At 71.6% G+C, this 20,449-nt stretch carries 22 protein-coding genes; 6 read left to right on the top strand and 16 right to left on the bottom strand.

The genetic code is table 11. The annotated features are described in order from the left end of the window. Positions 1-96 precede the first annotated feature (96 nt). On the top strand, positions 97-1,104 hold the full coding sequence (locus tag ACWEFB_RS25145) for a helix-turn-helix transcriptional regulator (RefSeq protein ID WP_452289179.1): 1,008 nt from the start codon (positions 97-99) through the stop codon (positions 1,102-1,104). Between the two features lie 32 nt (positions 1,105-1,136). Here the strand turns inward: ACWEFB_RS25145 and ACWEFB_RS25140 are convergent, their stop codons facing one another. Next, entirely contained in the window at positions 1,137-2,084 is a 948-nt protein-coding gene (locus ACWEFB_RS25140) for an SDR family oxidoreductase (RefSeq protein WP_452289177.1), read from the bottom strand. Positions 2,085-2,169: 85 nt separating this feature from the next. Here ACWEFB_RS25140 and ACWEFB_RS25135 point away from each other — a divergent pair, with 85 nt between their 5' ends. Next, on the top strand, positions 2,170-2,868 hold the full coding sequence (locus ACWEFB_RS25135) for a nucleotidyltransferase domain-containing protein (protein WP_452289176.1): 699 nt from the start codon (positions 2,170-2,172) through the stop codon (positions 2,866-2,868). A gap of 30 nt (positions 2,869-2,898) precedes the next feature. Here ACWEFB_RS25135 and ACWEFB_RS25130 read toward each other — a convergent pair whose 3' ends face one another. The 4 genes from ACWEFB_RS25130 to ACWEFB_RS25115 form a co-directional block, all read right to left on the bottom strand. Then, positions 2,899-3,789, bottom strand: coding sequence for an alpha/beta fold hydrolase (locus tag ACWEFB_RS25130; RefSeq protein WP_452289174.1), 891 nt, complete (start codon positions 3,787-3,789; stop codon positions 2,899-2,901). Next, positions 3,786-4,100: a DUF2516 family protein gene (locus tag ACWEFB_RS25125; protein WP_326562349.1), complete on the bottom strand. Its 315-nt coding sequence runs from the start codon at positions 4,098-4,100 to the stop codon at positions 3,786-3,788. The genes ACWEFB_RS25130 and ACWEFB_RS25125 overlap by 4 nt, the downstream gene beginning before the upstream one ends. A gap of 70 nt (positions 4,101-4,170) precedes the next feature. Further along, entirely contained in the window at positions 4,171-4,995 is an 825-nt protein-coding gene (locus ACWEFB_RS25120; RefSeq protein WP_452289171.1) for a hypothetical protein, read from the bottom strand. Between the two features lie 2 nt (positions 4,996-4,997). Beyond that, entirely contained in the window at positions 4,998-5,618 is a 621-nt protein-coding gene (locus tag ACWEFB_RS25115; RefSeq protein ID WP_452289169.1) for a helix-turn-helix domain-containing protein, read from the bottom strand. A 172-nt stretch (positions 5,619-5,790) separates the two neighbouring features. Between ACWEFB_RS25115 and ACWEFB_RS25110 the strand changes: the two genes are divergently transcribed. Next, positions 5,791-6,588: an alpha/beta fold hydrolase gene (locus ACWEFB_RS25110; RefSeq protein ID WP_452289167.1), complete on the top strand. Its 798-nt coding sequence runs from the start codon at positions 5,791-5,793 to the stop codon at positions 6,586-6,588. Between the two features lie 79 nt (positions 6,589-6,667). Here the strand turns inward: ACWEFB_RS25110 and ACWEFB_RS25105 are convergent, their stop codons facing one another. From ACWEFB_RS25105 to ACWEFB_RS25090, 4 genes are all read right to left on the bottom strand, one after another. Next, complete coding sequence (locus ACWEFB_RS25105) at positions 6,668-7,630, bottom strand: asparaginase (protein ID WP_452289165.1); 963 nt, start codon at positions 7,628-7,630, stop codon at positions 6,668-6,670. A 45-nt stretch (positions 7,631-7,675) separates the two neighbouring features. Next, the gene (locus ACWEFB_RS25100) at positions 7,676-8,515 is read right to left on the bottom strand and encodes a BKACE family enzyme (RefSeq protein WP_326562344.1); all 840 of its coding nucleotides are present in this window, start codon (positions 8,513-8,515) and stop codon (positions 7,676-7,678) included. An 86-nt stretch (positions 8,516-8,601) separates the two neighbouring features. After that, the gene (ygfZ, locus tag ACWEFB_RS25095; RefSeq protein WP_452289163.1) at positions 8,602-9,714 is read right to left on the bottom strand and encodes a CAF17-like 4Fe-4S cluster assembly/insertion protein YgfZ; all 1,113 of its coding nucleotides are present in this window, start codon (positions 9,712-9,714) and stop codon (positions 8,602-8,604) included. A 19-nt stretch (positions 9,715-9,733) separates the two neighbouring features. After that, entirely contained in the window at positions 9,734-10,159 is a 426-nt protein-coding gene (locus tag ACWEFB_RS25090; protein WP_326562342.1) for a Fur family transcriptional regulator, read from the bottom strand. A gap of 118 nt (positions 10,160-10,277) precedes the next feature. Here ACWEFB_RS25090 and ACWEFB_RS25085 point away from each other — a divergent pair, with 118 nt between their 5' ends. Beyond that, a complete protein-coding gene (locus tag ACWEFB_RS25085) occupies positions 10,278-11,135 on the top strand; it encodes an aminotransferase class IV (RefSeq protein WP_452289160.1) in 858 nt (285 codons plus the stop codon). Between the two features lie 141 nt (positions 11,136-11,276). Here ACWEFB_RS25085 and ACWEFB_RS25080 read toward each other — a convergent pair whose 3' ends face one another. Both ACWEFB_RS25080 and mtfM read right to left on the bottom strand, forming a co-directional pair. Further along, positions 11,277-11,852, bottom strand: a complete 576-nt coding sequence (locus ACWEFB_RS25080) for an FABP family protein (RefSeq protein WP_452289308.1) — start codon at positions 11,850-11,852, stop codon at positions 11,277-11,279. Positions 11,853-11,881: 29 nt separating this feature from the next. After that, a complete protein-coding gene (gene mtfM, locus ACWEFB_RS25075) occupies positions 11,882-11,986 on the bottom strand; it encodes a small membrane protein MtfM (RefSeq protein WP_308714086.1) in 105 nt (34 codons plus the stop codon). 14 nt (positions 11,987-12,000) lie between these two features. On the opposite strand from mtfM, the gene ACWEFB_RS25070 reads away from it, so the two are divergent. Continuing rightward, positions 12,001-12,375, top strand: coding sequence for a DsrE family protein (locus ACWEFB_RS25070; protein ID WP_452289158.1), 375 nt, complete (start codon positions 12,001-12,003; stop codon positions 12,373-12,375). On the opposite strand, the gene ACWEFB_RS25065 is transcribed toward ACWEFB_RS25070, so the two are convergent. The 4 genes from ACWEFB_RS25065 to ACWEFB_RS25050 all read right to left on the bottom strand — a co-directional run bounded on the left by ACWEFB_RS25065 (position 12,369) and on the right by ACWEFB_RS25050 (position 15,339). Beyond that, a complete protein-coding gene (locus tag ACWEFB_RS25065; RefSeq protein ID WP_452289156.1) occupies positions 12,369-12,932 on the bottom strand; it encodes a GNAT family N-acetyltransferase in 564 nt (187 codons plus the stop codon). The two genes, ACWEFB_RS25070 and ACWEFB_RS25065, sit on opposite strands and share 7 nt — an antisense overlap. 26 nt (positions 12,933-12,958) lie before the next feature. Further along, a complete protein-coding gene (locus ACWEFB_RS25060) occupies positions 12,959-13,756 on the bottom strand; it encodes an inositol monophosphatase family protein (protein WP_452289154.1) in 798 nt (265 codons plus the stop codon). Positions 13,757-13,930: 174 nt separating this feature from the next. After that, a complete protein-coding gene (locus ACWEFB_RS25055) occupies positions 13,931-14,803 on the bottom strand; it encodes a hypothetical protein (protein ID WP_452289152.1) in 873 nt (290 codons plus the stop codon). A 50-nt stretch (positions 14,804-14,853) separates the two neighbouring features. Continuing rightward, the gene (locus ACWEFB_RS25050; RefSeq protein WP_326562336.1) at positions 14,854-15,339 is read right to left on the bottom strand and encodes a winged helix-turn-helix domain-containing protein; all 486 of its coding nucleotides are present in this window, start codon (positions 15,337-15,339) and stop codon (positions 14,854-14,856) included. 324 nt (positions 15,340-15,663) lie between these two features. Here ACWEFB_RS25050 and ACWEFB_RS25045 point away from each other — a divergent pair, with 324 nt between their 5' ends. Beyond that, the gene (locus ACWEFB_RS25045; protein WP_452289149.1) at positions 15,664-19,779 is read left to right on the top strand and encodes a S8 family serine peptidase; all 4,116 of its coding nucleotides are present in this window, start codon (positions 15,664-15,666) and stop codon (positions 19,777-19,779) included. 79 nt (positions 19,780-19,858) lie between these two features. On the opposite strand, the gene ACWEFB_RS25040 is transcribed toward ACWEFB_RS25045, so the two are convergent. Beyond that, on the bottom strand, positions 19,859-20,293 hold the full coding sequence (locus ACWEFB_RS25040; protein ID WP_442792161.1) for a winged helix-turn-helix domain-containing protein: 435 nt from the start codon (positions 20,291-20,293) through the stop codon (positions 19,859-19,861). Between the last annotated feature and the right edge of the window lie 156 nt (positions 20,294-20,449).

Here is a 20,449-nt window from a genome sequence, read left to right as displayed (position 1 = left end):
GACGGTTTCCGGCTTGAAACCGTCGCTAACTTCATGATCAACCGAGGTCAACCGGGGTGGACCGGGGTAAACCGGGGTGGAGGGGAGGATGGGGGGATGCGGGCGGCTCGGTTGATTTCGTTGGTGTTGCTGCTGCAGGGGCGGGGGGTGATGACGGCGGCGGAGTTGGCGGAGGAACTGGAGGTTTCGGAGCGGACTGTCTATCGGGACGTGCTGGCGTTGGGGGCGGCGGGGGTGCCGGTGTACGCGGATCGGGGGCGGGCCGGCGGCTACCGGCTGGTCGGCGGCTACCGGACCCGGCTGACCGGGCTGAGTCGCGCCGAGGCCGAGGCGCTGTTCCTCTCCGGGCTGCCCGGACCGGTCGACGAGATGGGGCTCGCCGAACCGGTCGCCGCTGCCCGGTTGAAAGTGCTGGCCGCACTGCCCCCGCCACTGCGGGACGCCGCACAGCGCTCCGGTCAACGGTTCCATTTGGACGTACCCGGCTGGTTCGGGACCGCCGACCCGCCGCCGCTGCTCACCGACCTTGCCGGGGCGGTCTGGCAGGACCGGGTGATCGAGCTGCGCTATCGGCGCGACCGTGAGGTGACCCGGACCGTGCAGCCGTACGGGCTGGTGCTCAAGGGCGGGGTCTGGTACCTGGTCGGGCGGGTCGGCGACGACCACCGGACGTACCGGGTGGACCGGGTCACCGGGGTCGAGGTCACCACCGACGGCTTCGACCGGGACGAGAGCTTCGACCTGGCCGGGTTCTGGTCGGCCGGGGTGAGCAATTTTGTCCGGGCCATGTTCCCGGACCGGATCGGCGTACGGCTGAGCCCGGCGGGACTGCGCTCCCTGCGGTACGTGGTCGAGCCACCGGCCGCGCAGGAGGCACTTGCCGGCGCGGGCGAACCCGACGAGCAGGGTTGGGTGGTGACCCGTCTGCCCGTCGAGTCGCTCGACATCGCCTTTCCGATGCTGCTCCGGTTCGGACCGGAGGTGGAGGTGCTCGACCCGCCGGCCCTGCGTACCCGGCTCGCCGAGGCGGCGGTCCGACTCAGCGCGCTCTACCGGTCACCGGACGAACGACCGCTCGACGGGTCACCGGACGGACGACCGTGACGCGCCTGTCGGGCCGCGGTCGGCCGCACCGGTCAGCGGTAGCCGGTGGCGTCGGCGGGACGGTCGAGGTCCTGCACCTCGACGATGTACCGCCAGGCGTCGGGCTGGCTACCGTCCAGGTCGGTGAAGCCGTACACCCGGGCGAGTTGGCCACTGGAGAGTGACTGGCCGGACCAGCGGGCCCGGTCCGGATCCGCGGCCAGCGCCGCGACGGCCCGACCGACGTACGCCGGTGACTCCGAGATGACAAAGTGCGGTTGCTTGTCCGTCGCGTCCCGCCAGTTCTCCTCGGTGACGCCGAACAGGTCGAGCATCGTCTCCGAGCGCAGCCAGCCCGGCGTGAGCGCGACCGCGGTGCCGCCGTACTCCCGCAGTTCGTGGGCCTGGCTGAAGGCCAGTCGGGTGACCGCGACCTTGGCCAGGTCGTAGAACGCGTTCAGTCGGTACGTGCTGTCGTTGTACTCGCGGGTGCCGTCGCCCATCTCCACCACCAGCCCGCCCGGCGACCTGATCAGCAGCGGCAGCGCGTAGTGGCTGGTGATCATGTGGGTGTCGATCGCCAGCCGGAGCGTACGCAACCCGTCGGTCAGCGAGTGCTGCCAGACCGGCTGGTCCCAGCCGATCATCGAATCGGCCCCCCAGATGTCGTTGACCAGCACGTCCAGCCGGCCCTGCTCCCGGTCGATCCGTTCCACCAGGGCCTGCACCCGCTGCGGCTCCAGGTGGTCGACCGGAACCCCGATGCCGACGCCACCCGCCCGGGTGACGAGTTCGGCGGTCTCCTCGATGGTCTCGGGCCGGTCTATTTCCGACCGTTGGCCGCGGGTGCTGCGCCCGGTCGCGTAGACGGTGGCGCCGGCGGCGCCGAGTTGCACCGCGATCTGCCGGCCGGCGCCCCTGGTGGCACCGGCGACGAGCGCGATCTTCCCGCTGAGTGGTCGGTTCGATTCGGTCGTACCGAGTTGGTTCGATTCGGTCATACCGTCGAGGTAACCAGCAATACCTGACAGCCGATGGCCGGATTTACCAACAACTCCGTCCACCCGCCCGGTCCCGTACGCGATCATGTCCGGCATGCGCCTGCTGCTCGCCGGAATCGTCGGCTCGACCGCGTACGGCCTGGCCGGTCCCGGTTCCGACGTGGACCGGCTCGGCCTGTTCGCCGCGCCCACGGTCGCCTTCCACGGGCTGCACCCGCCCAGGGAGTCGATCGTGACCACGGCACCCGACCGGACGCTGCACGAGGCGGGCAAGTGGTGCCGGCTCGCGCTGAGCGGCAACCCGACCGCGACCGAACTCGCCTGGCTGCCCGACGACCTCTACGAAACCCGGACCGACCTCGGCGACCGGCTGATCGGGATCCGGTCGGCATTCCTGGCGGCGCCCCGGGTCCGGTCCGCCTACCTCGGCTACGCCGGCCAGCAGTTCCGCAAGCTCGAATCGCGCGGCGACGGCTCGTTCTCGGCCGACACCCGGCAACGCACCGCCAAACACGCCCGGCACCTGGCCCGGCTCCTGCACCAGGGCCGGCTGCTCTACGCCACCGGCCACCTGCCGATCCGCCTGGACGACCCGCGATCCTTCGTGGACTTCGGCGAGCAGGTCGCCGCCGGCCGGGTCGACCGGGCGCGGAACCTCCTGGCCGAGGCCGAACGGGACTTCGACGCCATCCGTACGCCGCTGCCGGAGCGGCCGGACGAGGAGACGGTGGAACGCTGGCTGCTCGACGTACGGGCGGCCAGCTACGGCCGACCCGCCGGCTGACCCTCTCGACGTTGCGAAACCGCGCCGGGACTACTGCCCGTTCAGGAACTCGGAGACGCGTCCACGCAGGTCGGCGCGGTGCGTCCAGAGCACACCGGGGCGGTCGTACACGTGCAGGGTGGCGTTCGGCAGGGCGGCGGCGAGTTGCTCCGCGACCGCCACCGGGTGGAGTTCGTCACCGGCACAACCGATCACCAGGGCGCGGGCGGTGACGGCGGCGAGGGCCGAGGCGTCGCGTACGGGCACCTGGTCCGGCAGGCCCGCCAACCCGTCCGCCAACCCGTCCCGCATCAACTGGTCGATCCTCTGACGCAGGTACGCCCAACCGGCCGGGGTGTTCCGTACCGCCGCCGGCAGTTCCGCGGAAGCCACCTCCGCCACCGTCGCGGGGTCGCCGCTGCGTACCGCTTCGAGCAGCATGGTCAACCGCTCGCGGGCCGCCGCCGGCCGAGGTTCGTCCAGCACCGCCGGCAGGAAGAAGACGGCCCGGTCGAAACGTTCCGGGCTCTCCAGCAGCAGCCGGGTCAGCGCACCGGCGCCGAGGCTGACGCCGACCGCCCGGGTGGCCCGGCTCAGGTCGGCGACCGCCCGCAGGTCGCGGGCCAGGTCCAGGTAGGTCCACTCGCCGTCCGGCGCGTCCGACCGGCCGTGGCCCCGGAACTGGAAGAACACCCGCCGGCCGTTGACCGCACTGCCCAACGGTCGGGTGACGGCGATGCCACCGCCCAGACCGTGCGCGAAGACGGTCACCGGGTCACCGGCGCCGGTGACCAGCCGCTCCAGCCGTAGGCCGTGCGGGGTGGTGACCAGTTCCGTCTCCGGTTCGGGCAGCGCCGGTCGCCCGGTCCGGGGTGCGCTGGGACCGGGTCCGTACGTCCGAGGCCCGCCGTCCGGCGGCGGAGGCCAGCGGAAATCTCTCACCAGAAGCCCTTGCCGTCGGTCAGGTCACGCAGTCCGGGCCGGACGTCCAGCAGGTAGATCAGACCGGCGGCGATGCCGATCAGGCCGAAGATGCTGAGTACGCCGAAGCCGAGCAGGGTCAGCGCCAGGCAGACGCCGAGAATGGCGATCCAGCCGCCCTTGGGCAGGGTGCCGATCGCCGGGAAGGCGTCCGATCGCTGGGTGATGGCGTGCACCAGCGCCACTCCCTCGATGATGAGAGCGAAGACGAGGAGCACCAACTCGATGACGGTCCGTACGTCGGAGTAGAAGATCGGCGCGGCAGTAACCATGCCGTGAAGCTTATGTCGGCAACCCCGGGTACGGGCTACATGCCGTACCCGGGGCCTGTCCGACCTGTGCCTACTTCTCGTCGGTGGTCGCGGCGTTCTTGGCCGACCTGGTCGCCTTGGTCGCGGTGGTCTTCGCGGCCGGCGCCTTGGCGGTGGCCGGCGCCTTTGCGGCGGTGGCCTTGGTGGTCGGCGCCTTGGGGGTCTTCGCCGCCGGGCTCGGGGTGGCCTTGGTCGCGGCGGCCTTGGCCACCGTGTCCTTGCTGGCCAGGACCTCCGGGGTGGCGGTCAGTTCGGCGGGCACCTCGGGCGCGTCCATGTCCGCGGACTTCGGTGCGGTGTGGTGCGGGGCGGTAGCCGGGGTGCCGGCCGCGCCGACCACCCGCTCGCCCCGGGCGACCAGGGCCTCGTAAGCGGCGGCGGCCCGCTCGGAGGCGGTGTAGGCGCCGGAGACGACCACGGCGGCGTTGCGGATCGCCGCGGTACGCAGCCGGCGGACGTCCAGCTCGGGGGCGGCCGCGCGGCCACGGAGCCCGGCCGCGGTGGTGTTCGCGGTACGCAGCACGTCGGTCGCGCGTTCGCGCAGCTCGGCCGTGCCGGTGACCGCCCGCTCACGCAACTCGGCGGCACGGGTGGCGGCCGTCTCGCGCAGTTCGGCGGTGGTGATGGTGGCCGCCCGCTCGCGCAGCCCGGTGGTGCCGGTGACGGCGCGCTCGCGCAGTTCCCCGGTTCCCGTGACGGCCTTGTCGCGGAGTTCGGCGGTGCTGACGGCGGCCTTCTCGCTCAGCTCGGTGACCACCGCGGGCAGCTTGCGGAGCTGCTGGAGGGCGAGGTCGCCGACACCGGCGACGGCGTAGAGCGGGGCGGGGATGCGGTTGCTGGTCCGGGGGTCGGTCATGACTACTCCTCCTCGACCGCGGGAGCGGTCTTCCGGGCCGCCTTGCGGGCGGTTCGCTTGGCTGGTTGGGATGCGTTCGGGGCCGGCGCGGTGCCCGTCTCGGTCCGCGCCACCGATTCGAGTACGTCGTCCACGGCCTCGCTGCCGCCGTCGCCCGGTGTCGGCGCTGTCGTCTGCGCGGCTGCTTCCGTCGGCGCGGTTGCCTCGGCCGGCGCGGTCGTTTCCGTCGGCGCGGTTGTCGGGGCGGCTGCCTCGGTCGGGGCGGCGGTTTCGGCCTGGCGGGCGTTCTCCCGCCGGAAGGTCTCGTAGATCTGGCTCAGGGACTGCTTCTGCGGCATCGTCAGGTCGGGGTCGGCGGCGATCGAGGCGAGTACGCCGTGCCCCTCCTTGTCGTCGAGCAGGCCGGCGCGCAGGTACATCACCGGGGTGGACACCCGCAGCGCGCTGGCGAGCTGTTGCAGCACCTCGGCGCTGGGCTTGCGCAGTCCGCGCTCGACCTGGCTCAGGTAGGGGTTGCTGACCCCGGCCTGGTCGGCGAGCTGGCGCAGCGAGATCTTCGCGTTGCGTCGCAGGTCACGGATGAACCCACCGACGTCGCGGGGCAGGTCCTTGGGGTTCGCCATGCGTTCGACGGTAGTTCGCGAGTGCTAGCTCCTGCAAGCAAAACGCTTGCCAGAGTTAGCGAAGTCTCATCCCCGACCTTCGATCCCCCACCCAGGTCACGAAGTACGCCGGCCACCGCAGGTCGGGCAATCACGTTGCAAACCGCCCACGTAACTGCGTAACGTCCGCCTGATGTCGAAGATCGAATTGGATGGGGCCACGCTGGCCTACGACGACCTGGGTGACGGCACCCCGGTTGTCCTGCTGCACGCCGGCATCGCCGACCGCCGGATGTGGCGTGGCCAGGTCGAGGCGCTCGCCGGCCGGCATCGCGTACTCAGCCTGGACCTGCGCGGGTACGGCGAGTCCGACCTGCCGGAGCACCCCTTCGCCCACCACGACGACGTGGTCGGGTTCCTCGACGCACTCGGCATCGAACGGGCCACCCTGGTCGGCTGCTCGTTCGGCGGCGCGGTGGCGATCGACACCGCGCTCGCCCATCCCGACCGGGTCGCCGCGCTCGCCCTCTTCGGTTCGGCCGTGTCCGGCTACGAATGGTCCGACGAGACCAACGACCTCTGGGACACCCTGATCGGCGAGGTCGACGACGAGGACCTCGACGCCACCGCCGAGGCCGAGGTCCGGTTCTGGGTGGTCGGGCCGGGGCGCCGCCCGGAGGACCCGGACCCGGCGTTCCTGGACTTCGCCCGGGAGATGGATCGCCGCGCGTTGGCCGCCGAGGCCGCACTCGGCAACGTGGCGGTACGCGAACTCGACCCACCCGCCATCGGGCGGCTCGCCGAGATCCGGGTTCCGGTGCTGGTCGGAGCGGGTGCCGAAGATATACCGGACATCGGCGTACTGGCCGACCTGATCGCCGCGCAGGCCTCCCTGGCGACCCGGCTGCCCGACGTACCCGACGCCGCACACCTGCTCCCGCTGGAGCGCCCCGCCCCGGTCAACGAAGCCCTCCTGGCCTTCCTCAGCTAGCCCGTCCCGGTCGGGAACGGCCCCTTCCCGGACCGGAACAACGGTTCCCGGACCGGAAACAACGGGAAGGGGCCACTCCTCACGGCTGGAGGGCGCGGACCGCGCCGACCGGGGTGCCGCCGCCGAACAGGGGAAGTTCGGCCATCTCGTCCAGGACGGGGGCGGTCACGCCGAGCCGGCGGAGGGCGGCGACCAGCACCGGCTGCCGGGCGCGGGAGGCGCCGTCGTCGATCTTGATGGCGACCGCGCCGACGCCGGGCACCGCACACACCACGACGCCCTCCGCACCCACCTTGGAGAGCAGGCCCGGAACACCGTTCATCAGCCGGGTGTCCTCGGCACCGGTGCCCGCGACCAGCTCCGGGTGCGTACGCATCGCGTCCGCGACGGTCCGCTCCACCGAGCCCGGCGTACCCGACACCAGGCGCAGGAACGCGCCGGCCATCCCGGTCAGCGAAACCGCGAGCACCGGGGCGCCGCAACCGTCGACCCCGACCGCCGCGACCGACTCGCCGGTGAACTCCTCGACCGCGGCCCGCAACCGCTGCTGCAACGGGTGCTCCGGCCGCCAGTAGTCCTCCACCGGCCACCCCGCCGCCAGGCAGGTCAGCAACATCCCGGCGTGCTTGCCGGAGCAGTTCATCTGGATCCTGGCCGGGCCACCACCGGCCCGGTACACGGCGGCCCGCGCCGACTCGCCGATCGGCATGTCCGGCGGGCACCGCAGGGCCGCCTCGGTCAGTCCGGCGCTGCGCAGCAGGGCACCGACCCGGGCCAGGTGGAAGTCCTCGCCGTAGTGGCTGCCACAGACCAGGGCCAGGTCGGCCGAGTCGACCAGCCGCAGACCCGAGCGGAGCATCCCGATCGCCTGCAACGGCTTGCTGGACGACCTCGGGAAGATCGGCGCCAGTACGTCGCCGGCCGAGAACACGACCTCGGCGCCCGCGTCGAGAACCACCACCGAACCCCGGTGCGACCCCTCGACAAAACCGGACCGGACCACCTCGGCGAGCGGCTCCCCGCCCGTGTAGCTCTGTGCCATGGCGCAGACGGTAGCGAGTGCCCCGACCGGCACCTTAAGGAGCCCTCAGTTTCGGGACGGAAGTCCCAGCAGCTCACGGGCGTGCGCACTGGTCAACGGGGGCCGCTGGGCGAGTTGCGCGAAGCCGACGGCGCGCGCCACCAACTGCATGTTCGACTCGACCGGCCGACCCTTCGCGTACGTGACGGTGTCCTCCATGCCCACCCGGAGGTGACCACCGGTCGAGAGCGACGCGAGCAGTACGGAGATCGTGCTGCGCCCGATACCGGTGGCGGAGAACGTACTGCCCTCGGGCAGGTCCCGCAGCGCCTGCCGGCAGGCCACCAGGGCCTCGGTGGTGCCCGGCATGCCACCCGGTACGCCCATCACGAAGTCGACGTGCACGTGCCCACCGGCCGGCAGGCCGTACCTGTCGAGCAGCCGGCGCAGGGTGGTGAGCTGGCCGAGGTCGAAGATCTCGTACTCGGGGACGATCCCGCGTTCCTGCATCCGGGTGTGCAGCTCGACGATGAACTCCCACCGGTTCAGGAACACGTCGTCGCCGAAGTTGACCGTACCCATGGTGCAGGACGCCATCTCCGGGCCGGCGTCGAGCACGGCCAGCCGCTCGACCTCCGGGTCGGTCACCGCACCGCCGGTGGAGAGCTGGACGATCAGGTCCGTGTTCTCCCGCAGCGCGGCAACGGTGTCCCGCAGTCGGGCCGGGTCGAGCGTCGGCCGGGCCTGGTTGTCCCGGATGTGTACGTGGATCACGGCCGCGCCGAGCGCCTCGCACTCCTTCGCGGTCAACACCAGCTCATCCAGGGTCACCGGCAGTGCCGGCACCTCGGCCTTGGTCGACTCCGCCCCGGTCGGGGCCACCGTGATCAACGTCCCTGTTGTCATGCCGGCGATCCTAACCAGGGCCCGTCCGGCCCCCGCCACACCAGCGGTACGCCCCCGCCGCCAACCCGCGACGGGGACGCCGACGCTCAGGACGGGTCGATCGCCGCCGCCGTCCCGTCGACCAGCAGTTGGGCGTCCTCGGGCACGTTCCGCTTCAGTACGGCGAGCGCCACCGGCCCCAGCTCGAAGTGACGTACGGCGGTGCCGACGAAGCCCACCGTACGGTCACCGTTCGCCACCGGCGTGCCTACGGCGGGGAGCTGGTCGGAGCTGATCCCGTCCAGGTGCAGCAGCACCAGCCGGCGCGGCGGCCGACCCATGTTGTGCACCCGGGCCACCGTCTCCTGACCCCGGTAGCAGCCCTTGTCCAGGTGTACGGCGGGACCGATCAGGTCCACCTCGGCCGGGATGGTCCGGTGGTCGGTCTCGAAGCCCACCCGGGGCAGCCGGGCGGCCACCCGGATCGCCTCGTACGCCCACAGCCCGGCGAGCGGCACCCCGGCCCCGGTCAGGTCGGCGACCACCCGGTCCACCTCGCCCCGGGGCACCAGCAGATCCACCCCGAGTTCCACCCGGCGGGCCCAACCGCCACCCGGCAACGGGCGTACGTCGTACCTCGTGGTCGGTCGGGGTGGCACGGCCCCGCCGGCGAACTTCGGACCCGGCACCGGCAGCGCGTCCGGCGCCTCCAGCCCGGTGACGCCGAGGATGCCGACGGCCTCGGTGGCGCGCGGGCCGACCAGCGACAGCACCGCCCACTCGGGGGTCGCGTCACCCGGGTCGACCCGGGTGAAGAAGCGCATCTTCTCCAGGTAGGTCAGCAGGCCGGCGATGTCCCGGGGCTCGGTGTCCAGCCAGGTGGTCTCGCCGTCCTCGGCGACCATGGCGTGCTGCTCGATGTGCCCGTGCGGGGACAGCACCAGCAACTCACTGCCCTGCCCTGCGCTCAGGTCGGCCAGGTGCTGGGTGGTCAGGGTGTGCAGCCAGCTCGCCCGTTCCACGCCGGGGACCGCGATCACGCCCCGGTGGGAGCGGTCGACCAGGCCCACGTCGGTGGCGAGGTGGCGCTGCTCGCGCATCGGGTCGCCGTAGTGGGCGGCGACTCCGCGTACGCCGGCCGCGACGTGCTCCGGCCCCGGTTGGTCCGGCGTCTGTTCGTCCAGTACCTCGATGGCCACCGCGCCCGCGATGTCGATCATTGGTGCACCCCGCCGTCGACTAGTCCTGCTGCTCCCCGCACTTCCGGCAGACGCCGAAAAGTGCCACGTGCCCTACGTCGACCTGGAACCCTCGTTCACCGGCCAACTGGTCGGCGAGCGGCCGGAGCAGTTCCGGCTCCATCTCCTCGACCTCCCCGCAGGACCGGCACACCAGATGGACGTGCTGGTCCTCACCGGCCGCGTGGTACGTCGGAGAACCGTGCGACAGGTGCGTATGGGTAACCAGGCCAAGCCGCTCCAACAATTCCAGCGTTCGGTAAATAGTGGTGATGTTCACTCCGGCGGCGATACCCCGTACCGCCGTGTGCACCTGCTCCGGGGTGGCGTGGCCCAGTTCGAGGACGGCTTCGAGAATCAGTTGCCGCTGCGCCGTCAGGCGCAGCCCACGGGAGCGCAACATCTCGGCCAGCGATGATTCCGACACCGTACGAGTGTAGTTCCCCCGGCCGGTGTCCACCGATTCCGGCATCGACGTACCCGATCCGGCGGGGCGTGCCCGGTTGCCCGGTCCGGCTCCCCGGCCACCGCTACGCTCTGGAGTCGTGTCCGGGCAGCAGATAGTCGCCGTGCTGGGCCGGGGCGTGCTGCCGGCCGACGAGCCGATCGTGCGCGCCGACGACCGGGGGGTGCTGCACGGCGACGGCCTGTTCGAGACGATGCACGTACGCGACGGTCGCCCGTGGCTGCGCAACGAGCACCTGACCCGGCTGGCCCGCGCCGCCACCTCGGTCGACCTGCTGCTGCCGGACGCCACCGAGCTGGCCGAGTTGCTGGAGGCCGCCTGCGCGGCCTGGCCGGCCCAGACCGAGGGCGCGCTCCGGCTGGTCTGCACCCGGGGACCGGTGAGCGGCGGGCCGGCGACCGTGTTCGCCACCCTGTCGCCGGTCGCCCCCGCGCTGCGGCTGGCCCGGACCGCCGGGGTCAACGTCGCCACCCTGCCGCTGGGGGTGGCGGCCGGGGCCCGCGCCGGACTGCCCTGGCTGCTCGCCGGGGTCAAGTCGACGTCGTACGGGACGAGCCAGGCGGCGCACCGGTGGGCGGCGGCGAACGGGGTCGACGACGTGCTCTGGACCTCGACCGACGGTTACGCCCTGGAGGGGCCGAGCGCCAACCTGGTCTGGCTGGCCGGTGACACCCTCTGCACGGTCCCGGCCGCCAGCACCGGCATCCTGCCCGGGGTGACCGCCGCCTGGCTGCTGGCCCACGCCGGCTCGCTCGGTCTGTCCGCCGAGGAACGCATGATCACCCCGGCCGAGCTGCGCGAGGGTGTCTGCCTCGGTGCGTGGTTCACCTCGTCCGTACGCGGCCTGGCCGAGATCCGCACCCTGGACGGGATGCCCCTCCCCCCCTCCGCACACACCCCCCCGCTCCGCGACCTCCTGGGCTTCCCCACCGCCTGACCCGGCCGACCCCGCCCCCCTTCCTCCCCCTCCCCCTCCCGCGCTGATACAGAGAAAGAGTGGCTATCCGGCTCGGAATAGCCACTCTTTCTCTGTATCAGCGCTCTTCCTCGCGGTGGCGGGGGTGCGGTGGCGGGGGGGTTAGCCGCCGACGCGGATGAGGCGGGCGGAGAGGTGGGGGGAGAGGGACTGGCCGACGGCGGCGAGTTCCTGGGCGTAGAGCAGGGCACCCTCGACGATGCCGAAGAGGCGGTGACCGGCGGTGACCTCCTTGGCCGTGGCCGTACGCACCACCGCGTCGGTGACCAGTTCGAGCTTGAGCCCGTCGAGCTTGCCGACATGCAGTTCCATGATCCCGGTCGGGGTGCTCATCAGCGCCTCGACCTCGTCGGTCGCCCGCCCGTCGACCATCACCGGCCGCCACCAGCCGACCTCCCGGCCGGCCGGACGGATCGGTTGGCTGTCCCCGTCCAGCAGCCAGGCGCGCGACTCGTAGTGCAGGAACGGCCGCCCGTCGTGGCTGATCTTGATTTCCTGGGCGTAGTCGAAGTCCTCGATCGTCGGGTAGCCGCCGCGCCCGCGCCCCCGCCACAGTCCGACGTACGGCAGCAGCCCCAGCAACGCCGGGTGCAGGTCCGGACCCACCCGCAGGTCGAACGTCTCCTCGAAGGGGTACGGGTCGACCGGTGGCGCGTTCAGCCACGGCGGCGGTGCCATCGGATTGTCCGGGGAGGTGCTCTCCGCGCTCACCAGCGTCCTCTCGAGATTCGTACCGCAAGATAGACCAGGCCACCGGCCAGCAGGCCTAAGCCCGCCACCAGCAGGCTGACGAACCCAATCTCGGTAACCATGACAAGGTCATCCTATGCTGGTCGGTATGGCACGCACTCTCGTCGTCAAGGCCACGGCTGGCTCCGACTCACCGGAGCGGTGCGCCCAGGCGTTCACCGTCGCCGCCACGGCCGTCGCCGCGGGAGTGGACGTGTCGCTGTGGCTCACCGGGGAGTCGAGTTGGTTCGCGCTGCCCGGCCGGGCGGCCGAGTTCGAGCTGCCCCACTCGGCCCCGCTGGCCGAACTGCTGCACGTGATCCTGACCAGCGGTCGGGTCACCGTCTGCTCCCAGTGCGCGGCCCGGCGGGAGATCGGCGAGGCGGACGTCCTGCCGGGCGTACGGATCGCCGGGGCGGCGGCCTTCGTCGAGGAGGCGATGGCCGACGGCGCCCAGGCGCTGGTCTACTGACCCGGCCGGTCGTCCCGCCCCGACAGGTCGGTGGGCCGGTCGTCCCGCCCGGACAGGTCCCACCGCATCGCCGTACGCGGCCAGCGGTCCAACCCGTGCGCGGCCTCCCGGTCCCGGATCGCCCGCAGTCCGGGGGTCAGCTCGCCGGGGTCGAGGGGCCGGAATCCGCACCGGGCGTAGTACGGCGCGTTCCACGGCACCTCGACGAAGGTGGTGAGGGTCAGCGCACCCACCTTGTTGGCGGTCGCCTCGGCGGCGAGGTGTTCCAGCAGCCGTCGTCCCACCCCGCGCCTGGCACTGTCAGGGTGCACCGAGATCTGCTCGACGTGCAGGTTCCCGTCCACCTCGTCGGTGATCACGTACGCGATCGGGTGGTCGCTCGGATCGACCGCGACCCAGGCCCGGCCGCCCTCCTGGTACGCCGTGAGCTCGGCCAGGCTCGGCGGGTCGTCCTCGGCGATCTCCACCATGTCGATGTCCCGGAAACACTTCCCGGCGGCGCGCTCTATCTCCTGCAGGAGAGGCAGTTCGTCGATCCGGGCCGTACGGATGTACATGGCTTCATTGTGCCGCCCCGAACGGGTCAGCGGACCGGCGCGGCCTGTCGGACGAGTGCCAGCACCGACGGCAGCAGTGCCTCGTTGGCGCCGATGGTCGCCCCGGAGTCGGCGGTGTGCGGGGTGCCGTCCAGGTCGGCCAGCCGGGCGCCCGCCTCCCGGGCGATGATCACCCCGGCACTGGTGTCCCACGGCTTGTTGCTCAACATGACAAACGCGTCGAGCCGCCCGTGCGCGAGCCAGGCCAGGTCGATGGCCGCGGAGCCGAACATCCGTACGCGTTGGGCCTGCTCGGCGAAGGCGGCGGTGATCGAGAGCCGGTGTTCGTTCAGCCCGGCCGCACCCTCGCCGACCGCGAAGTCCCCGACCGCCACCAGCGCCTCGGTCAGGTCGCCGGTCCGGCTGGCGTGGATCCGCTCCCCGTCGACGAAGGCGCCGTGCCCCAGCGCGGCGAAGTAACGGTGGTCGAGAAACGGCAGGTCGATCACCCCGAGCACGGACCGCCGCCGCTCGATCAGACCGAGCGAGACCGCGCACAGCGGTGACCCGTGTACGAAGTTGACCGTGCCGTCGACCGGATCGAGTGACCAGGTCAGGTCGTCACCCGCCCCGCTGGTCCCCTCCTCCTCGCCGAGGAAGCCGACCTGCGGCGTACGTTCGGCCAGGAAGGTGCGGAGTTTCCGCTCGATGGCGAAGTCGACCTCGGAGGCCATGTCCCGGTCACCCTTGCCGGTCAGCACCCCCGGCCGGAGCGTACGCATCATGTCCCGGGCCAGGTCGACGGCCGCGTGCGCCACCGGCAACAGATCCCCGTAGTCGGTCATCCCCGACCCCTCCCCGCACGCAACATTCCCCAAACGATCAAACCACGCCCACCCCACCCCGCCCCCCGCGTACAGGTGATGCCCCAAGCGGTTGATCATGAAGTTAGCGACGCCGTGGGCGACGAAAACCTGCGCTAACTTCATGATCAACGCGGGAGACTCGACGCCGAAGGGTCAGGGGCAGGGGGTGGTGGTGTGGACCTGGGTTTGGGTGGGGGTGAGGGTGATGACCACGCTCTGGGTGGGGGTGCGGTAGGCGTGGAGGTTGGGGTCGGCGGTGATGATCGTTGCGCCCTGAGGGGGCTGGGCTCGTAGGGCGGCGGGGGTTGGGGTGCCGGGGGCTGAGGCGGTGGCGGTGTGGACGAGGCCGCCGGTGGGGCAGGGGATGCTGCCGACGCGTTGCGCGGGGGTGGGGGCGGTCAGGCCGAGGGCGGCCAGCACCCGGGCGGGTTCGGCGTCGATGGGCAGGCCGATCAGGTTTTCGACGAAGTCGAAGTTCGCGGGAACGGGTCGGCAGCCGCTTTCCGCGGTGAGCTCGACAACGCCGGGGTCGGTGACGTCGCCGTAGACGGCGACGAACTCGCCCGCGTCGGCGCGCAGGGTATGGGTGCCGAGTGTCGGGTTGTGCCGTACCCGGGCCTGGTAGTCGTCGGGGAGGTGCTCGGCCACCCGGTCCAGCAGGGCCGGGGCTTCGGCTTCGGCGGTCCGCAGGGTGATGGTGCCGACCAGTTCCCCGCCGTCGCGTACCGGGGTGATCCGGCAGCCCCGTTCCATGGCCGGACCGCTGATCTCGACCACCGGGTCGGATCCCGCGCCGGCCAGGAGCAGGCCCATGGCCCGGCGGAGCACCGGCATGGCGGCGACGACGTCGCGCTGTTCCCGGACGGTGGGGGCGTCGCGGCGGATCGAGACATAGGCGACCAGGAGCAGCAGAACCGCCCAGGCGGCGACCCCGACGAGCAGCCAACGTCGCCGCGATCGGGGGAACGCCGGCCCCGGCTCCGGTGGGCTGGCCGGCGGCGGGTACACCGCCGCGTCTGTACTCACGCCCGCCATCGTGACACGTCAGGGCAGGTCAAAGTACGGCCGCCCGGCGGTCAGAGTACGGGCAGCAGCCGGTAGCCGACTCCGCGTACGGTCTGCACCTGCGGACCGCCCTCGATGGCCCGGAGTTTCCGGCGCAGGCGCTTGATCGCGGAGTGCAGAATGGCCGTGTCCCCGAGGTAGGCACCACCCCAGACCGAGTCGAACAGCCGCTCGTAGGTCCAGACCATCAGCGGCGGTCCGATCAGCCGGGCGAGCAGTTCACGCTCCAGCCGGGTCAGCGCCAACGGCTCCCCGCGCCAGGTGACCAGGTGCCCGACCGGGTCGACGAAGAGTTCGCCGATGCTCACCGGCAGGGCGGACGGCAGGGTTGGCGGGCCCGTCGGGGCACCCTCCGGGGGGAACAGCGTCGCCCGCAGTTCCGCCAGATCGGCGACGATGAGTACGCGGCCGAAGTCGTCGAGTCGGCGCAGTACCCTGGCTCGTACGGCCGCGTCGGTGGACACGCATACGACGAGCGGTACCTCGGTCTCAGTCAACCGGATCCTCCCCGTGCATCGGCTCGCATCAGCCAACGCGCTCCGGTCGGCGGAGTCAACGGCCTGTGGGCACCCTCCCAATTGGATGGGCACCCTCCCAGGGACGTCAAGATGACTGTATTCGGGCTTAATACTGCCCGAATACTGCCTACCTCCGGTCTTGATCATGGTCAAAACGACCCCGACCATGTCTCCTGGGCCGGTGCGCGGACCCCCTCCAACGTCGCAGTCAGGCCCCGCACCCGCCCCAGCCGCGCCGGACATCCCGGAGCGGCGTGGACGGCGCCCCGGAAGCAGTCGGGGCGCCGCGGAGGTGGAGGAGAGATGACACACCGACTGGGACGCCGAGGGGCGAGCCGGTCCAGACTCTGGCGGTCGCTCGCCATGGTCTCGGCCGTCGTACTCGGCGTCACGGCCCAACCGGCGATCGCCACGGCAGCCGGTCCGGCCGCCCCGGTGAGCCCGCAGGTGCTGACCGAACTCAGCACCAAGGGCAACGCGAGTTTTGTCGTCTACCTGCGTGAACGCGCGCAGCTCGGCAACGCGGCGAAGGTGCGGGATGCGGACGCCCGCGCGGGCCAGGTCTACCAGCAGCTCACCGGCACCGCGACGCGTACGCAGCGCGGGCTGCTCGACGAGCTGACCCGGCGCAAGGCCAAACACGAGTCGTTCTGGATCGCGAACGCGGTGCAGGTGCAGGGCAACAAGGCCCTGGTCGACGCGATCGCCGCCCGCCCCGAGGTGGAGCGGATCGAACCGGCGCGCACGTACAAGCTGGTCGAACCGAAGTCGAGCGGGGCAGCACCGCAGGACGTCACCGGCATCGGCTGGGGCGTGACCAACATCGGCGCGCCCCGGGTCTGGTCCGAGTACGCCGACCGGGGCGAGGGCCTGGTCATCGCCAACATCGACAGTGGCGTGCAGTTCGACCACCCGGCACTGGTGGGCGCGTACCGGGGCAACCTCGGCAACGGCAACTTCGACCACAACTACAACTGGTTCGACCCGGCGGGCGTCTGCCCGACCCAGGCACCCTGCGACAACGCCGGGCACGGCAGCCACACCATGGGAACCATGGTCGGCGACGACGGCGCCGGCAACCAGATCGGTGTCGCGCCCGGTGCGAAGTGGATGGCGGCCAAGGGCTGCGAGACCGCGAGCTGCTCCAGCGAGTCGCTGATGGCCGCCGGCCAGTGGATCCTCGCCCCGACCGACCTCAACGGTGAGAACCCCCGGCCGGACCTGCGCCCCGACATCGTGAACAACTCGTGGGGCGGTGGCCAGAACGACCTCTGGTACCAGCAGACCATCGCCGCGTGGCGGGCCGCCGGCATCTTCCCCACCTTCTCCGCCGGCAACAGCGGCGAGTACGGCTGCGGGACCGCGAACTCCCCCGGCGACAACCCGGAGGCGTACGCAGTCGGCGCGTACGACGTCGACAACAACATCGCCGAGTTCTCCAGCCGAGGATCGTCCCTGGTGGACGGCCAGCCGAAGCCGAACGTCTCCGCACCCGGCGTCGACATCATCTCCAGCATCCCCGGCAACCAGTACGGCATCAGCAGCGGCACGTCGATGGCGGCCCCGCACCTCTCCGGCGCGGTCGCGCTGATCTGGTCGGCGGCCCCACTGCTGCGCGGTGACATCGCCGCCACCGAGAAGCTGCTCGACGACACCGCGATCGACGTCGAGTCGCTCGGCTGCGGTGGCACGATCGACGACAACAACAACTTCGGCGAGGGTCGGCTCGACGTCTACCGGGCGGTCACCGCCGCCCCGCGTGGACCGGTCACCAAGATCAGTGGCACGGTCGCCGTACTCGGCAGCCGTGAACCGATCGCCAACGCCACGGTCGCGGTGAACGGCCGTACCGCCCGAACCGACCAGTTCGGTCACTACACCCTCCCGGTGGTCGAAGGCACGTACACGGCCACCGTCGAGGCGTACGGCTTCACCGGCCAGACCGCGACGGTGATCGCCACCGGCACCCAGGTCACCCTGGACTTCGCGCTGGCCGCGCTCCCCCTGGTGACCCTCTCCGGAAAGGTCACCGACGGCTCCGGCCAGGGGTGGCCGCTCTACTCCCGGATCGAGGTCGCCGGCCGCCCCGGCGGACCGGTCTTCACCGACCCGACCAGCGGCCGGTACTCGCTCACCGTGCCCGCCGGCGGCACCTACCGGCTGACCACGACCGCGGTGAGCGCCGGGTACCGCAGTGTCAGCACCGAGGTCACCGTGGCCAACCGGGCCAGGACGGCGAACATCGGGGTGCCGGCGGCCGTCGCCTGCGAGCTCGACGGTTACACCGCCGGCACCGGCCGGACCCTGCTCTCGGAGAGCTTCGCCGGTCCCGGCGCCCCGGCCGGTTGGTCGGTGGTGAACCGGGCCGACAGTGGCTGGGCGTTCGACAATCCGGGCAACCGGGAGAACCTGACCGGCGGCAGCGGCGGCTTCGCGATCGCCGACAGCGACCACTACGGACTGGACAGGGCGCAGGACACCGACCTGGTCAGCCCGGTCATCGACCTCAGCACGGTCGACGCGCCCGTACTCCGCTTCGCCAGCGACCTCTACATCGGCGGCAACGGCGACGCGGCCAGCATTGACGTCTCCACCAACGGTGGTGTCGACTGGGTCGGCGTCGCGATGCAGCAGGTCTCCCGGCGTGGCCCGGCGGCCGAGGAGGTGCCCCTGCCGACCCTCGCCAACCAGGCGAACGCGCAGATCCGGTTCCGCTACCGGGGCGAGTACTCCTGGTGGTGGCAGATCGACAACGTCGAGGTCGTCGACCGTACCTGCACCCCGGTGCCGGGTGGCCTGGTCGCCGGTTTCACCACCGACGCGAACACCGGCGCCGGGCTGAACGGGGTCCCGGTCAGCAGCCCGGACCGGCCGGCCGAGCGGAGCGTCTCGGCGGCCACCCCGGAGGACCGCAGCATCGGAGACGGCTTCTACTCGTTCTTCTCCACCTTGGTCGACGGCAAGCACCCGTTCGTCGCGGGCCTGGCGCCGTACCAGAACCGGAGCAAGAGCAGCACGATCGCGACCGGTGACGCCCGTCGGGTCGACTTCGACCTGAAGGTCGGCCGGCTGGCACTGGGCAGCACCGAGATCAAACCCACCCTGCCGTACGGCAGCAGCCGCAACACCGAGGTCACGGTCACCAACACCGGCAGCGCCCCGACCACGGTCGAGGTGCTGGAACGCGATGGCGGTTACGCCGCACTCGCCGCCGGTAGGGGTGCCCCGCTGACCGAGTACAAGGTGCCGAAGGTCAGCGCCGGTATGTTCGCCGGCTCCGGGAAGCCGGCCGCCCGTACCGGGGCGGTGACGCCGCTGGACGACTCGTGGAGCCGGATCGCGGACCTGCCGGCACCGGTCTACGACAACGCGGCGGCCCTGGTCGGCGGCAAGGTCTACTCGGTCGGCGGCGGCACGACGGACCGGGAGGAGAAGCGGGAGGCGTACGTCTACGACCCGGCCACCGACGCCTGGCAGACCCTGCCCGACATGCCGCACAGCCGGTACAAGCCGGCCGCGGCAGCGGTGAACGGCAAGCTGTACGTCTTCGGCGGCTGGACCCCGGACGGCGGTACCGAACCGGCCGTCGACGTCTTCGACCCGGCCACCGGTGCCTGGCAGACACTGCCCGGCGTCAGCAACCCGGCGGCGCGGGCGGCGGGCACCGCGTCCGTGATCGAGGGCCAGGTGTACCTGGTCGGCGGCTGCCTGGACTTCCTCTGCAACGCCAGCACCGACGTGGTCGCGTTCAACCCGGCGGGCAACACGTTCCGGGTGAAGGCCGCCTACCCGCACGAGGTCGCCTGGCAGTCCTGTGGGGCGATCGGCGTACGGGTCTACTGCGCCGGTGGCTTCAGCCACGAGTCGGGTTACACCGACGGGTACGCGTACGCGCCGGACACCGACACCTGGTCCCCGATCGCCGACCTGCCGGTCGACCTCTGGGGCTCGCAGTACTCCGTGGCGGGTGGCCGGCTGGTGCTGGCCGGCGGTGTGATCGACGAGGGCCAGACGCTCACCAACCGGACCATCGGCTACGACCCGGCGGCGAACGCCTGGCAGGACCTGCCGAACACGCTGGTCCCCCGGGTACGGGGCGCCGGCGCGTGCGGCGGCTTCAAGATCGGTGGAGCGGCGTTCGCACCGCTCGCGGGTCCGGAGTCGGAGCGGATGACCGGGCTCGGGCTCTGCGACGAGAGCACGGACGTGGCCTGGCTGACCGCCTCACCAAACCAATTCACCCTGGCACCCGGTGCGTCGAAGGCGATCACGCTTCGGATCGTCGCCAACGGCGCGCACGGCATCGCCCGGCCCGGTGACTACCTGGCCCAACTGGCACTGCGGGCGGACACCCCGTACGCGGTGCCGACGCTCGGCGTCACGCTGACCGTGCAGCCGAAGGGCACCCGGGGCTTCTGATCCACCCTGGACCCACGCACGGGGGTGGCCGCCGTACTCGCACTGACTACGGCGGCCACCGTCGTTCCCGGCCGCCCGCTCAGGCGCCCCGACCGAAGGCGAGCCGGTAACCCACACCCCGTACGGTCTGCACCTGCGGACCGCCCTCGACCGCACGCAGCTTGCGCCGCAACCGCTTCACCGCCGAGTGCAGAATCGCCGTGTCGCCGAGGTACGCCCCACCCCAGACCGAGCCGAAGAGCCGTTCGTAGGTCCAGACCCCGACCGGCGGGGTCGCCAGCCGGGCCAACAACTCCCGTTCGAGCCGGGTCAGGGCCAGCGGCTCCCCGCGCCAGGTGACCAGATGGCCGCCCGGGTCGACGGTGAGTTCTCCCAGGTTGACCGGGGTCAACCCGACTCCCGGCTCGGTGGCCGTACCGGGAAAGAGCATCGCCCGCAACTCCGACAGGTCCGCGCAGATCACCACCGTGCCGAAGTCGTCGAGCCGGCGGACCACCCGCTCCCGTACCGCCACGTCCGACGACACGCACACGACGAGCGGAACCTCATTGTTGGACACCCGCAACCTCCCCGTCCGCAGCGTGGGGACAGCCAATCCCCTTTGATCGATGGAGTCAACAACGACACCGACCGATGCCATGATCTCCTCTCCCGCGCCCGCATCTCGACC

The sequence above is a fragment of the Micromonospora sp. NPDC004704 genome (genome assembly GCF_053601675.1).
The sequence above is the reverse complement of the archived record's forward strand: the minus strand, read 5'-3'. Positions and strand labels throughout refer to the sequence as shown.